The 14,628-nt window shown below is 55.3% G+C and carries 15 protein-coding genes; 12 read left to right on the top strand and 3 right to left on the bottom strand.

The window, feature by feature from the left end; translation table 11 throughout:
- Positions 1-237: 237 nt before the first annotated feature.
- From ACW14G_RS10585 to ACW14G_RS10535, 11 genes are all read left to right on the top strand, one after another.
- A complete protein-coding gene (locus ACW14G_RS10585; RefSeq protein WP_249021890.1) occupies positions 238-2,877 on the top strand; it encodes a YdbH family protein in 2,640 nt (879 codons plus the stop codon).
- Entirely contained in the window at positions 2,877-3,068 is a 192-nt protein-coding gene (locus tag ACW14G_RS10580) for a YnbE family lipoprotein (protein WP_163447425.1), read from the top strand. Before ACW14G_RS10585 ends, ACW14G_RS10580 begins: the two co-directional genes overlap by 1 nt.
- An 11-nt stretch (positions 3,069-3,079) precedes the next feature.
- Positions 3,080-3,403, top strand: coding sequence for a YdbL family protein (locus ACW14G_RS10575; RefSeq protein ID WP_163447426.1), 324 nt, complete (start codon positions 3,080-3,082; stop codon positions 3,401-3,403).
- 128 nt (positions 3,404-3,531) lie between these two features.
- Complete coding sequence (gene hinT, locus ACW14G_RS10570; protein WP_163447427.1) at positions 3,532-3,888, top strand: purine nucleoside phosphoramidase; 357 nt, start codon at positions 3,532-3,534, stop codon at positions 3,886-3,888.
- A gap of 3 nt (positions 3,889-3,891) precedes the next feature.
- Complete coding sequence (locus ACW14G_RS10565) at positions 3,892-4,266, top strand: YcfL family protein (RefSeq protein WP_163447428.1); 375 nt, start codon at positions 3,892-3,894, stop codon at positions 4,264-4,266.
- A 22-nt stretch (positions 4,267-4,288) separates the two neighbouring features.
- Entirely contained in the window at positions 4,289-4,927 is a 639-nt protein-coding gene (lpoB, locus tag ACW14G_RS10560) for a penicillin-binding protein activator LpoB (protein WP_249023327.1), read from the top strand.
- Positions 4,908-5,750: a thiamine kinase gene (gene thiK / locus ACW14G_RS10555; RefSeq protein WP_455648586.1), complete on the top strand. Its 843-nt coding sequence runs from the start codon at positions 4,908-4,910 to the stop codon at positions 5,748-5,750. Before lpoB ends, thiK begins: the two co-directional genes overlap by 20 nt.
- Positions 5,738-6,763 carry a beta-N-acetylhexosaminidase gene (gene nagZ, locus ACW14G_RS10550; RefSeq protein WP_455648581.1) on the top strand — a complete coding sequence of 342 codons (1,026 nt, stop codon included), beginning with the start codon at positions 5,738-5,740 and terminating at the stop codon, positions 6,761-6,763. Before thiK ends, nagZ begins: the two co-directional genes overlap by 13 nt.
- 38 nt (positions 6,764-6,801) lie before the next feature.
- Complete coding sequence (gene ycfP / locus ACW14G_RS10545) at positions 6,802-7,344, top strand: alpha/beta hydrolase YcfP (RefSeq protein ID WP_163447431.1); 543 nt, start codon at positions 6,802-6,804, stop codon at positions 7,342-7,344.
- 273 nt (positions 7,345-7,617) lie between these two features.
- The gene (locus ACW14G_RS10540) at positions 7,618-8,922 is read left to right on the top strand and encodes an NAD(P)/FAD-dependent oxidoreductase (RefSeq protein ID WP_167575976.1); all 1,305 of its coding nucleotides are present in this window, start codon (positions 7,618-7,620) and stop codon (positions 8,920-8,922) included.
- Between the two features lie 259 nt (positions 8,923-9,181).
- The gene (locus ACW14G_RS10535; RefSeq protein ID WP_074398785.1) at positions 9,182-9,718 is read left to right on the top strand and encodes a glycine zipper 2TM domain-containing protein; all 537 of its coding nucleotides are present in this window, start codon (positions 9,182-9,184) and stop codon (positions 9,716-9,718) included.
- A 56-nt stretch (positions 9,719-9,774) separates the two neighbouring features.
- On the opposite strand, the gene ACW14G_RS10530 is transcribed toward ACW14G_RS10535, so the two are convergent.
- Positions 9,775-10,410, bottom strand: a complete 636-nt coding sequence (locus ACW14G_RS10530; RefSeq protein WP_163447433.1) for a TetR/AcrR family transcriptional regulator — start codon at positions 10,408-10,410, stop codon at positions 9,775-9,777.
- A gap of 245 nt (positions 10,411-10,655) precedes the next feature.
- On the opposite strand from ACW14G_RS10530, the gene bhsA reads away from it, so the two are divergent.
- A complete protein-coding gene (bhsA, locus tag ACW14G_RS10525; protein ID WP_064545779.1) occupies positions 10,656-10,913 on the top strand; it encodes a multiple stress resistance protein BhsA in 258 nt (85 codons plus the stop codon).
- Between the two features lie 88 nt (positions 10,914-11,001).
- Here the strand turns inward: bhsA and ldtC are convergent, their stop codons facing one another.
- The gene (ldtC, locus tag ACW14G_RS10520; protein WP_163447473.1) at positions 11,002-11,961 is read right to left on the bottom strand and encodes a L,D-transpeptidase LdtC; all 960 of its coding nucleotides are present in this window, start codon (positions 11,959-11,961) and stop codon (positions 11,002-11,004) included.
- A gap of 146 nt (positions 11,962-12,107) precedes the next feature.
- Complete coding sequence (locus ACW14G_RS10515) at positions 12,108-14,189, bottom strand: TonB-dependent siderophore receptor (RefSeq protein ID WP_249023325.1); 2,082 nt, start codon at positions 14,187-14,189, stop codon at positions 12,108-12,110.
- Positions 14,190-14,628: the final 439 nt, after the last annotated feature.

The raw sequence follows: 14,628 nt of genomic DNA, 5'->3' as shown, positions 1-14,628 counted from the left end.
GAAAGCTAAGGATTCGTAAAGAAACTCCCTTCAGTATACCCGCTTTAAATGGGGGCGCGAATGACGGTTCTCAATCAGAATCAACTGAAATCCCTCACGTTTTATTTTGCAGCAGCTATTCTTAAAACATCACAGCGGCTTTCACTCTCTGGTCTGACATGACACAATATGCGCCTTTGGACTGCCCGCTGCGCGGTCTGGCATCACCGCTTGTTCAATCAGGATATGACTGCACCCATGAAGGGTAAATATAAAGCCATTATTGCGCTACTCCTGCTTTTAGTACTTCTGCCGCTCACATTGCTGATGACGCTAGGGTACTGGGTTCCTACGCTGGTGGGTATCTGGCTTCCGGCAGGCACGCGTATTGCGCTTAACGAAAGCCCTCGGCTGACGCGTTCGGCCCTGCACATTCCCGATTTGCGCTATCTGGCGGGGGATTGCGAACTGGCGACCCTGAAAGACGTGACTCTGTCACATCCAAGCCGCTGGCGACTGCACGCCGCATCGGCCAACCTCAATTCTCTGTGCTTTAGCAAGCTGCCGCAAAACGATACGGTTCCCGGCGCGCCGCGCACGCTGGCGGAATGGCAGTCAATGCTGCCCAACACCTGGCTGACCATCGACGCGCTCAGCGTCTCGCCGTGGGAAAAATGGCAGGGCAAGCTCAAGGTTTCACTGACATCTCAGCGGCAGGATGTGGAATATACGGGCGAACAGGTTGGTCTGCGCGCACGATTGCATGGGCAGGCGCTGACGGTAAACGAATTTCACGCCAGCCTGATCGACGGAGAGCCGCCGGTTAAATTACTCGGTGAGTTCACGATGCCGCTGGTGCCGGACGGGTTACCGGTAAAAGGGCACCTCGAGTCTACCTTCCAGGTGCCGCAGGTGCCTTCGCTGGTTGATGCGGAACTCAACTGGGACGGTAATCAGGGGCAACTGGTGATGATGGCGCGTGGCGAGGACGATCCCTTAGTCGATCTGCCCTGGACGTTAACGGAACAACTGCTCACCATCAGCGATGGGCGCTGGAACTGGCCGTATCAGGCAGGTATCCCGCTCAGCGGCCGCGTGGGGGTGAAGCTCGAAAACTGGCAACAGGGCGTAGATAAAACGCAGGTGACCGGCCGCCTTAGTGTTCTGACCGCGGGTGATGCCGGGAAAGGCGTGGCGGTACTGAACGTCGGGCCGGGCGTGCTGAGCATGGATAACAGCGACATGCCGCTGCAACTGGTGGGGGAAGCGAAACAGGGCGATCTGATCTTTTACGCAAAACTGCCCGCTCACCTTAGCGGCCCGCTGGTTACTCCAGTACTGGCGTTCCAGCCGGGCGCGTTGCTGCGTTCGCGCGGGCGGGTAATCGATGCGCTAAATATTGATGAAGTGCGCTGGCCGTTGGCGGGAGTGAAAATTTCAACGCAGGGCATTGATGGACGCCTACAGGCCATTCTGCGCGCGCATGAACAGCAGACCGGGGATTTTGTGCTGCACCTGGACGGCCAGGCTGACAATTTCATGCCCGATAAAGGCACCTGGCGCTGGCGATATTGGGGGGACGGCCACTTTACGCCGATGCAGGCGCGCTGGGATGTGACCGGGACCGGCGAGTGGCGTGACAGCGCCATTGTGTTGAATACGCTCTCTACCGGCTTCGATAAGCTGCAATATGGCACCATGACCATTGATAAGCCGCGTCTCAAGCTGGAACAACCCATTCACTGGATCCGCGATGAACAACATCCTTCCTTTACAGGTGCGCTGGCGCTTGATGCCAGCGAAACGCGCTTTACCGGCGGCAGCATGCTGCCTGCCTCGGCGCTGACGTTTAGCGTGGAAGGGCGCGATCCGACCTTCTTCCAGTTTAAAGGCGATCTGAAGGCGCAGGCAATTGGGCCGGTGCGGGTGACGGGACGCTGGGACGGCGAGCGTTTACGTGGCCAGGCGTGGTGGCCAAAACAGTCGCTGGAGGTGTTCCAGCCGCTGGTACCGCCGGACTGGAAAATGAAGCTGCGCGACGGTTCGCTGTACGCGCAGGTTGCGTTCTCTGCCGCCGCCGGGCAAGGATTTGAGGCCGGTGGTCACGGCGTGCTACACAACGGTAGCGCGTGGATGCCGGATAACGAGATCAACGGCGTCGATTTTGTGCTGCCGTTCCGCTTAAAAGCCGGCGTCTGGCAGCTGGGAACGCGGCGACCGGTGTCGCTGCGCATTGCGGAAATTATTAACCAGGTCACTGCACGCAACGTAACCGCCGATCTGCAGGGTACCTGGCCGTGGAGTGAAGAGGCGCCGCTGCAGCTGAGCGATGTCAGCGTGGATGTGCTGGGTGGGAAGGTCACGATGCAGCAGCTGCGCATGCCGCAGTGCGACGCCGCGCTTCTGCGCTTACAACATATTTCTACCAGCGAACTGGTGAGCGCGGTGAACCCGAAACAGTTTGCCATGTCCGGCCCGGTTGACGGCGCGCTACCGCTGTGGCTGAACGACAGCAAATGGATTATTAAGGATGGCTGGTTGCATAATCCCGGCCCGATGACGCTGCGCCTGGATAAAGACACCGCGGACGCGGTTGCCGACGATAATATCGCCGCGGGCGCGGCAATCAACTGGCTACGCTATATGGAAATCTCCCGCTCGTGGACGCGGATCAATCTCGATAGTCTGGGTATGCTGACGCTGCAGGCGACGGTGACCGGTACCGGGGTGATGGACGAGAAACGCAGTACGGTGCGCCTGAATTACACGCACCAGGAGAATGTTTTTGATTTGTGGCGAAGCCTGCGCTTTGGCGACAAACTTCAGTCATGGCTTGAGCAACACGCGACCCTTCCCGGCGTACCGTGTCGCAGCGGCACGGAATGTAAGGAGCACTAATGAAATTATCCATCGCCATCCTGGGGATCGCGGCAACGGCACTGTTATCAGGCTGCGTACCGCGCATCGAGGTGGCTGCGCCGAAAGAACCGATTACCATCAATATGAACGTCAAGATTGAGCACGAGATCCGCATCAAGGCCGATAAGGACGTTGAGGATCTGCTGAAATCGCGTAGCGACTTATTCTGAGGGCCGCCACCATGAGAAAAATGCGTATTATCGCGGTTCTGCTGTTGGGTCTGTTTAGCGTTCAGGCGTTCGCGTTAACGCTGTCAGAGGCGAGAACACAGGGCCGGGTAGGGGAAACGCAGGGCGGCTATCTGGCGGCGCTGGCTAAGGACAGCGAAACGTTGGCGCTAGTGAAGAACATTAATCAGGCCCGCAGCGAAAGCTATCAGCAGCTGGCGTTGAGCAACAATCTCTCTCAGCAGGAGGTAGCACGGCTGGCGGGGAAAAAGCTGATCGATAAAGCGCTGCCGGGTGAATACGTGCAGGGCATTAACGGCCAGTGGGTGCGTAAGTAACGACCAGAGGTAAGAAAAATCGTATTACGGTTGAAAGAAGTGGCGTAACTCGCTCATACTCTGGCATCTAACCTGTTCGTCGGCAACGATTTTACCGACGGCATATGAGAATAATAAAGGAATTCCGTATGGCAGAAGAAACCATTTTCAGCAAAATTATTCGTCGTGAAATCCCGTCGGATATGGTGTATCAGGACGAGCTGGTTACCGCATTTCGCGATATCTCTCCGCAGGCGCCGACGCATATTCTGATTATCCCCAATACCTTGATTGCCACCACTAACGACGTCACCGCCGAGCATGAGCAGGCGCTGGGGCGCATGATTACCGTGGCGGCGAAAATTGCACAACAGGAAGGGATTGCCGAAGACGGTTATCGTCTGATCATGAACTGCAATCGCCATGGCGGGCAGGAAGTTTACCACATTCATATGCACCTGCTGGGCGGCCGCCCGCTGGGGCCGATGCTGGCGCATAAAGGCTAATCTATGAAATCGGCATGTCTGGGTCTTTTGTTAGGTACGGTGCTGCTGAGCGGGTGTCATTCGCGCCCGGAAATCGCCGTCAGTGAACAGCAGACGCTGGTGATGGAGTCTAACGTTCTGGCGGCAGGTATCAGCGCGGAAAAGCCTGAGCTGACGTCGTCGGATATTCAGGCGACCGCCAGCGCAAAACTGTTCAACGAAAGGCGGCAGCCGGTCACCGTTCACTATCGTTTTTATTGGTATGACGCCAGAGGGCTGGAAATGCACCCGCTGGAAGCGCCGCGCAGCATTACGATTCCTGCAATGGGGTCGGTCACGCTGTACGGGACTGCTAACGGTTTAGGGGCGCATAAAGCCCGACTTTATCTTTATCTGTGAGGGGTAAACTGGAATGAGTAAATTGGGTCGCTATGCGTTGATGGCCTCGCTGGCACTGATACTGGCAGGGTGTGCGGTGCGCGAACAACCGGCACCAGTCGATACGGCGAATCCGCAGCAGCCACAACAGCCTGCTGAGCCGCAGCAGCCGGTGCCAACGGTACCGAGCGTGCCGACGATTCCGCAGCAGCCAGGTCCGATTGAGCACGGCGGTGAAACGCCTGCGCAGCCCACGCCGCGCGTACGGCACTATGACTGGAACGGCGCAGCACAGCCGCTGGTTGGCAAAATGCTGCAAACCGGCGGCGTAACCGCGGGCAGCATTTTGCTGGTCGACAGCGTTAACAACCGCACCAACGGTTCATTGAACTCCGGGGAAGCGACTAACGCGCTGCGTAACGCGCTGGCAGGTAACGGCAAGTTTACCCTGGTGTCGGCCCAACAGCTGGCGGTGGCTAAGCAGCAGTTAGGACTGTCGCCGCAGGACAGCCTGGGTTCGCGCAGTAAAGCGATGGGCATTGCCCGTAACGTGGGGGCTCAGTACGTGCTTTACTCTAACGCTACCGGCAACGTGAACGCGCCGACGCTGCAAATGCAGCTGATGCTGGTACAAACCGGTGAGATCGTCTGGTCAGGTAAAGGTGCGGTTGCGCAACAGTAAGCTTTCGCGTGACGCACTGCTGTCACGTGAATTTCCGCACTATCACATCGTCGCCAGCCCCGAATACGCGGGGCTGAGCGGCAGCAGCTGTATTCTTCAACACGGTGAACGGCGGCTGGTACTGCGTCAGCATCATGCGCCCGACGCGCCGGAACACGAATTCCTCCGTCAATATCACGCCCTTCGTCAGCTACCCGCCACGCTGGCGCCAAAGCCTGTTTTTTATACGCGCGGCTGGATGGCAGTTGATTTTTTAGCCGGAGAGATCAAAAGCGTGCTTCCGGCGCATCAACCGCTGGCGACTCTCCTGTATGATTTGCACCAGCAGCCCCGATTTGGCTGGCGGCTGGCGCTCTTGCCTTTGTTAGAACGGTACTGGCAGCAGTGCAGCCCGTCACGCCGCACGCCTTTCTGGCTGCGCAGCTTACAACGGCTGCGCCAGCGGAAGGAGCCGCGACCGTTGCGGCTGGCACCGCTGCATATGGATGTCCACGCTGGCAATATTGTGCACTCCGAAGGCGGCTTAAGGCTCATCGACTGGGAATACGCTGGCGATGGCGATATCGCGCTGGAGCTGGCTGCGGTGTGGATGCCGGACAATCAACAACGCTATCAACTGATTGAGGCCTATGCCAGACTGGCGCATATGTCCCCGGACGCCCTGTGGCAACAGACATTACGCTGGCGTCCGTGGGTGCTGATGCTGATGGCGGGCTGGTTCGAGTGTCGCTGGCAACAGACCGGTGACGAACAATTTATCACGCTGGCCAATGAAATCTGGCAGCAGCTTAAGAACAATAAGGAGGCCGTGTGGGGCCAGTAATGTTGGATGTGGAAGGCTACGAGCTGGATGCCGAAGAACGTGAGATTCTGTCGCACCCGCTGGTGGGCGGTTTAATTCTGTTTACCCGTAATTACCACGACCCCGAGCAGCTTCGTGAACTGGTTCGCCAGATTCGCAGCGCCTCGCGTAACCGACTGGTGGTGGCTGTTGACCAGGAAGGGGGCCGCGTACAGCGTTTCCGCGAAGGGTTCACCCGTTTACCGGCCGCACAGTCGTTTGCCGCGGTGCTGGGGGAAGAGGACGGTGGCCGGATGGCGGTCGATGCGGGCTGGCTGATGGCCAGTGAGATGATCGCGATGGATATTGATATCAGCTTCGCGCCGGTATTAGACGTGGGCCACATCTGTACCGCCATTGGCGAGCGTTCTTATCATGCGGACCCGCAGAAAGCGCTGCTGATGGCGCGTCATTTTATTGACGGCATGCACGCTGCCGGGATGAAAACCACGGGTAAACATTTCCCAGGCCATGGCGCGGTCACTGCCGATTCGCACAAAGAGACGCCGCACGATCCGCGTCCGGAAGCGGAAATCCGCGGGAAAGACATGGTGGTGTTTAAAACGCTGATTAGCGAAAATGCGCTCGACGCCATTATGCCGGCGCACGTCATTTACGACGCCGTTGATCCGCGTCCTGCCAGCGGCTCTGCGCACTGGCTGAAGACCGTGCTGCGCGGCGAGTTGGGTTTTGAGGGCGTGATTTTCTCTGACGACCTGTCAATGGAAGGCGCGGCGATTATGGGCAGCTATGCTGAACGCGGCCAGGCATCGCTCGACGCAGGTTGCGATATGATCCTCGTCTGCAATAATCGTAAAGGTGCGGTGAGCGTGCTGGATAACCTGTCGCCGATCAACGCAGAGCGTGTTACGAAGTTGTATCATAAAGGTTCATTTAGCCGTCAGGAACTGATGGACTCCGCCCGCTGGAAAACAGTTAGCGCTCAGCTGGAGCAACTCCACGAACGCTGGCAGGAAGTGAAGGCTGGTCATTAACCCTCCCGGTGTGGGAGTAATGGTGTGGTGAGGACGCAATGATTATCTATTTACACGGTTTTGACTCCAATAGCCCTGGTAACCATGAGAAAGTGCTGCAACTGCAGTTTATCGACCCGGATGTGCGGTTGATTAGCTACAGCACGCGGCACCCCAAGCATGACATGCAGCATCTGCTGAAAGAAGTCGACAAAATGCTGCAGTTGAATGCCGATGAGCGGCCGCTGATTTGCGGCGTAGGGCTGGGCGGCTACTGGGCGGAGCGTATTGGTTTTCTGTGCGATATTCGCCAGGTGATGTTTAACCCGAACCTGTTCCCGAACGAGAATATGGACGGCAAGATCGATCGCCCGGAAGAGTACGTGGATATTGCCACCAAATGTGTGAACAACTTCCGCGAGAAGAACCGTGACCGTTGCCTGGCCATTCTCTCTCGCCACGACGATGCGCTTGATAGCCAGCGTTCAGCAGACGTGCTGCATCACTACTATGAGATCATCTGGGACGAAGAACAGGGTCACAAGTTTAAAAATATTTCGCCGCATCTGCAGCGGATTAAAGCGTTCAAAACGTTAGGCTAAATTTTCGTCTGAGGAGCCCCGGCAGCTTTAGGTTGCCGGGGCTTTTTTTTGTTAATTTTTAACCCCGCTGACTCCCATTTCGCTCACCGCAATGCCGTTCGCTCAACTTCTGCGCGATAAAACTTGATACACATCAATTTTGGTATGACCAATGCACCATTCATGTTATTCTCATTGCAGCTGAATGGTTTCTTGTGAGTAACCTGTTGTTAACTAAGAGCTAAATTAATAACTTTTAATTAACAATTGGTTAATAAATTTTAAGGGGGTCTCGTGACTACGCCAATGAAGAAAATTGTAATTGTAGGTGGCGGCGCTGGCGGCCTGGAACTGGCTACTCAGCTGGGTCGCAAGCTTGGCCGGAGTAAAAAAGCGAAAATTACGCTGGTGGATCGCAACCATAGCCACCTGTGGAAACCGTTGTTGCACGAGGTGGCGACCGGTTCTCTGGATGAGGGTGTCGATGCGCTGAGCTATCTGGCGCATGCGCGTAATCATCACTTCCAGTTCCAGCTGGGCTCGGTGATGGATATCAACCGCGAAGCGAAAACTATCACCCTGGCAGAACTGCGCGATGAGAAGGGCGAACTGCTGGTGCCTGAGCGCAAGCTGGCGTACGACACGCTGGTGATGGCGTTGGGCAGCACCTCAAACGACTTCAACACCCCGGGCGTGAAAGAGCACTGTATCTTCCTCGATAACCCGCACCAGGCGCGTCGTTTCCACCAGGAAATGCTGAACCTGTTCCTGAAATATTCCGCTAACCTGGGCGCGAACGGCAAGGTGAATATCGCCATTGTTGGCGGCGGGGCGACCGGTGTTGAGCTGTCCGCTGAACTGCACAACGCGGTGAAACAGCTCCACAGCTATGGCTACAAAGGGCTGAATAACGAAGCGCTGAACGTCACGCTGGTGGAAGCCGGTGAACGTATTCTGCCTGCGTTGCCGCCGCGCATTTCCGGCGCTGCGCACAGCGAGTTGACTAAAATGGGCGTACGCGTGCTGACCCAGACCATGGTGACCAGCGCCGATGAAGGCGGTCTGCACACGAAAGATGGTGAATATATTCAGGCCGATCTGATGGTATGGGCGGCGGGCATTAAAGCGCCAGATTTCATGAAAGAGATCGGCGGCCTGGAAACTAACCGCATCAATCAGCTGGTGGTTGAGCCGACGCTGCAAACCACCCGCGATCAGGATATCTACGCTATCGGCGACTGTGCTTCCTGCGCCCGTCCGGAAGGGGGCTTTGTGCCGCCGCGCGCCCAGGCTGCGCACCAGATGGCGACCTGTGCGCTGAACAACATTCTGGCGCAGATGAAGGGTAAAGAGCTGAAGCCGTATACCTATAAGGATCACGGTTCACTGGTATCGCTCTCCAACTATTCAACCGTCGGCAGCCTGATGGGTAACCTGATGCGTGGTTCGATGATGATCGAAGGGCGTATCGCGCGTATGGTCTATATCTCGCTGTACCGTATGCACCAGATTGCGCTGCACGGTTACGTGAAAACCGGCCTGATGATGCTGGTAGGCAGTATCAACCGCGTGATCCGTCCGCGCCTGAAACTGCACTAATCGCGTTTTAAGGCTCCCGGCCTGCATGTTGTTATGCATGTAGGCCGGATAAGCGCAGCGCCATCCGGCAATGAGCGCCAATGTTCCGCCCAAAGCGCTGCGCTTATCAGCGCTTTCAATTGTTACCTGTCTCTACCTTCAGAATTCTCTCAAACATCTCTAATCCCACATAAAATCCTGCTTTTGAGTTTTTGTCTGATAGTCATGGTTTGACTTAAGTTGCACAATTGTTAGCAATAGCAACAAAGGAGGAAGTCCCGTGAATAAATCAATGTTGGCGGGTATTGGTATTGGCGTTGCAGCTGCTCTCGGGGTTGCCGCCGTAGCGAGCATGAACGTATTCGATCGTGGCCCGCAGTATGCGCAGGTGATCTCCGCTACGCCAATCAAGGAAACCGTTAAAAACCCGCGTCAGGAGTGCCGCAACGTGACGGTTACGCACCGTCGTCCGGTACAGGATGAAAACCGCATCGCCGGATCGGTGCTGGGCGCCGTTGCCGGTGGGGTCATCGGGCACCAGTTTGGTGGCGGACGCGGTAAAGATGTTGCAACCGTCGTCGGTGCTTTAGGCGGCGGCTATGCAGGTAACCAGGTGCAGGGTGCGATGCAGAATAACGACACCTACACCACGACGGAGCAGCGTTGTAAAACAGTGTACGACAAGTCTGAGAAAACGCTCGGATATGATGTGACCTACAAAATCGGCGACCAGCAGGGCAAAATCCGTATGGATAAACAACCCGGCAGCCAGATCCCGCTGGATAGCAATGGTCAGCTGGTACTGAATAAAGCCTAAAAAAGTGTGAGTGTGCTGATTCGCCCCTCCGTCTCCCAGACTGAGGGGCGTTTTTTTTATACGGCAATCATCTGTGGCCAGAGGCGGAGGGTGGTTTCGGTAATCTGCATCAGCGTTTCAAAGCTCGCCCCTTCACGGGCGCTAATCGACATTCCCTGCAAAATACAGCTCAGAAACTGCGCCAGCTCGGCGACGTTTTTTTCTGCCGGGATTTCCCCGCGCGCCTGACGCAGCTGTAAGAACTTGTATAACGTCTGTTCCTGCACCGCGTGACGCGACTTAATGGTCTTCGCAATTTCTTTGGAAGATGCGGCAAGGGCGGCAGACGTGTTGATCATAAAGCAGCCCGCCGGCGTGTCTTTGCTGGTAAAGCAGGTGGCGACGGCAGTGAAATAGTGGCGAAGCGCCTCCAGCAGCGTCTGGTCTTCACAGAACAGACAGGCTTCATTTTTCGACGCAAAACGGCTGATGTAGTGATCGAGTACGGCGCGGAAGAGCCCCTCTTTATTCACAAATTCAGCGTACAGCGTCGGCGCCTTGGCGCCGGTGGCTTCGACAAGATCGGAAAGCGATGTTGCTTCATAGCCATACTGCCAGAACAGCGTCATGGCTTTATCCAACGCCGCTTCCCGGTCGAATACTTTAGGTCGACCACGGCCTTTTTTCGCGCAACTTTGCGTGTCAGTTGTCATCGTGCCGCCTACCTCAGTCGGTGTTTAGTGAATGCTCATTATAAAAATAATTATCGGCGGGGGCCAGCGCTTCCGTCGCAAAAAAGAATTCAACATATTCATATGAAAAATATATGAATTCTAATTAAATAAATGATCGTTATAAAAATCCGTTGACGTGTGACCTGGATCTCATTATTATTAATTTATCGATCGTTAAGTTAATAACGTCTGACCTACAAAAATTCATCTGCAAGGTAAAAATTATGAAAAACGTAAAAACCCTGGCTATCGCCGCAGTCCTTAGCTCACTGTCATTTGCAAGCTTTGCCGCTGTTGAAGTGCAATCCACTCCAGCAGATCAGCACAAAGTCGGTAATATTGCCGCATCTGCAGGCCCGAACCTGGCGTCTCTGGAACAAGAACTGTCTCAGAAAGCCGATGAAATGGGTGCGAAATCTTTCCGCATCACTTCCGTTAGCGGTCCGAACTCCCTCCACGGTACTGCGGTAATCTACAAATAAGCGTTAAAACCCTCATAATGCTTATGCCACTGCCATAAAAAAGGCCCTGAGCGGAATACGCTCAGGGCCTTTTACTTTTGCTTTTCAACTACATATTTTGCTGCGCAACATCGTGATGACGGGTGACATCGACCGGCATCCCGGAGCGCACATCCATCACTTTTTTCATCACTTCGCTATCGGTAGCAGGGTTCTGGCTGAAGGCTTTCATCCCGGCGTTAAGCACAATTGGCAGGGTCTGAGGGTTGTCATCAATATGCTCGGACAGCGGTTGATGAACTTCCACCAGATGAACGCCGTTTGGCTCAATCGACGCCTTAATTGGCGTGTTGATGATGTTTACCTTCGTGCCTGGCGTAACCTGATCGAAAAGTGCTTTAATGTCGTTATCACGCAGGCGAATACAGCCTGAGCTGACGCGCATGCCGATACCAAAATCGGCGTTGGTGCCGTGTAGCAGATACACGCCGCCGTAGGCCGCAAGACGAATGGCGTGATGCCCCATCGGGTTATCCGGTCCGGCAGGCATTACCGCTGGCAGCTCAACACCCTGAGCGCGATAGCGCGCGCGGATATTGGCGGTTGGCGTCCAGGTTGGGTTGGCGCGCTTATCTGAAACGGTGGTGACCATGGTGGGGGTCACCGTGGTGCCGCCAAGTTGACCGATGCCGATAGGGTAGACGGTTACGGTTTTACTGCCCGGCGGGTAGTAGTACAGCCGCAGCTCGGCCAGATTTAGTACGATGCCTTCACGCGGTACGTCGGGTAGCAGTGTTTGCAGCGGGATAGTGAGTACGCTGCCCGCACGAGGCACATACGGATCGACGCCAGGGTTGGCCTGCAACAGCGCCAGGAAACCCACGTTATATTTCTTGGCGATGGCTTCCAGTGAGCCACCGCTGTTGTCGACGACGTGAAAACGGTTTTCGCCCACCAGGCGGCTGCCCGGCGGCGGCAGTGGCCAGGAGTTGGCGCTGGCTGGCAGCGCAACGCTGACGGCAAGAAGCAATCCTGCTAGCCAGCGTGAAAGTTGCAGAGTTTGACGCATCACTCTAATCCCTCAAAGTCAAAAATGTTGTCTAAAAGTTAAAGCGACTATTATGCGTAAGCGGACTGTAGGGAAGTGATGCGGGATTGAAAGAGTATGTAAAGGTTGGCCCTCTCTGGCTAAGAGAGGGCTGGGCGTTGGCGGAATCAGAAGGCCATTTTTACCGTAAACTGCACTTCGCGTGGGTCGCCAATCTGGTTACCCAGATTATTGCTGGCAATCGATGAGGTGTAGTAGGTCTTGTCGAACAGGTTCTTCACGTTCACCTGCAACGTAACCGGGTACTGTAGCTTCATCCTGTAGGCGGCAAAGACATCCGCGACCGCGTAGCCGGGCAGGTAGTAATCTGCGCCGTTGGTACCGGAGCGGCGGCTCAACGCATGCCCTCCAGCGCCGAGTGTGAGCGTGTTGCTATCATAGACGTTGTTAATGTCATAGGTCAGGAACAGCGATCCGGTATGGCGCGGTACGTTGGGCAGCGGTTTACCGGCGTATTCCGGATCTTCCTCGACTTTAGCATCGGTGTAGCCGTAGCTGGCAATGACGTTAAGGTTTTCACTCAACGAACCGGCGACATCCACCTCAATCCCGCGCGAGCGTACTTTGCCCGCGGTTTTGGCGTAGGTCTCGTCGCCAATGGTTTCGGTATAAAGCACGTTACGTTTGTGAATATCAAAGAAGGTGATATTAGACGTCACGCCGTCGAACAGGTCGAATTTAGCCCCCACTTCATAAGCCGTGGACTCTTCCGGCGGCAGGTCGCCAATATAGCTGGCGATGGACGATTGCGGCATAAACGACTGCGCAACGTTGCCGAACAGCGAAACGGTGGGGGACACCTTGTACACAAGGCCAAACTTCGGCGTCAGCTTTTCGTCCCGGCTGTCGGTGTTTTCTTTGAACGGACGACCTTTTCCTGCGTACTGGGTGTAGTACTGATAGCGCACGCCCGCCACGGCAATCCACTTATCCGTCAAATAGAGCGCGTCCTGCAAATACGTCGCATAGGTTTCCTGCTGAATACGCTGATCGCTATCGGCCGCCGATACGGTGGTGCATTTATCCAGCGTTCCGTACACCGGGTGATAGATATTGAGGCTATTCTTGACGTTTTTGCAGCGGATCATATCGGTGCGCAGCAGGTCATAATTTTCATAGGCGATGCCGGTAAGCAACTCATTATAGAAACCGCCAATCACCACATTGCCCTGCAAATCGGCCCGCGTGGCATGCATTCGTTGGGTCGAGCCTTGCGTCGCGTCTACACGGCGGGTCAGGTTGCCGGTTTTGGCATCGTAGGCCATCACGCGAGCCTGGTTATCACTGTACATATCCTGGCTAAAGCTGTAGTCAAAACGCGCGGTCCACTGGCTGTTCAGACGATACTCGGCGTTGAGCTGCGCCAGATCGGAATTGCCATCGGTAATGTTAAACGGCTCGTCGAAGCGTACCTTGCTCGGTACGTTGACCGCCTGACCGGTATTCAGATCGAAAATGGTGCCGCGGTCGAACGGCGTATTGTAGTTACGGTGCGACCATGAAAGGTTCACCGTCGCGTCGTCGCCAAACCAGGTCAGGGAAGGGGCGATAAAACTGCTGCGCTCCTTGCCGAAGTTACGCCAATAATCTTCATTCTGATATTCGCCAATCAGACGATAGGCCAGTTGGGTGCCTTCAATGGGGCCGGTAACGTCAATCTGTCCGCTACCGCCGCCGAAACTGCTGGACGTGGCTGAAATATCGCCGGAGAAAGTGCGCTCTGGGCGCTTGGTTACCACGTTAATTAATCCACCGGGGTCGAGGATGCCGTACAGCGTGGAAGCGGGGCCTTTTAGCACCTCCACGCGCGATGTGGCGGCGTTAAAGCTGCGCGGCAGCACGGTACGCAGACCGTTGGTCATAATCGAACCGTCGCGGTTGGCGCCAAAGCCGCGGCGAGTAAACGCGTCCTGAGTGCCGCCAAGGGTGTTGGTTTGCACTACGTTGGCCACGTTATACAGCGCTTCGTCCAGCGAGGTGGCATGCTGATCTTCTAATACTTTATCGCTCACCGTGTTGACGACCTGCGGAATATCGAGCAGTGGCATCGACGTTAGCGTAGCGGTAGCGCTGCTCAAGGGCTGATAGCCGTCGGTGACGGTCTGGTCCGCCTGCGCGGTCGTGCCAATAACCGTCATCGCCTCTTCTTTTTTGGTGTCGTCGCTACGTGTGGTTTTTTCAGCCGCCATCAGCGAAGGCGAACTGACGGCCCCCAGAAAGAGGAGTGAAAATAGCGCGCGCCCGGTTGTGCCCGTGAACGTCGGGGAGAAGTGTGTCATCTGTCTGTTTTCCCATAAAAAAACTGCCGATAGATGGCAGCCAAAATTAAAAAATCATTGCCCTGAATTGCGAAAGCTACCCGTTCACATCGCCAAAAATGTTCCGGATATGTAATTGAGAATCATTCAATCATGCGGTGATGTAGTAGTAAATGCAGTCGATGACAAATTTATGCAATGCGGGTTATGCCGGCATTCCAGGGCCAAAATGTCATGCGGTGTTCTTTTAATGAATTGAAATTAAATGATTTTATTTCTAATGGTTTAACCATAGAGGTGAGTGAGGGGCTAAAAGCCTGATGAAATAAAGCGGTAATGTAGCGCTATTGACTACTACATGACGGCATAG

It is taken from the genome of Kluyvera sp. (assembly GCF_965301105.1).
Note: the sequence above shows the minus strand (reverse complement) of the source record. Positions and strands in the feature narration are given on the sequence as shown.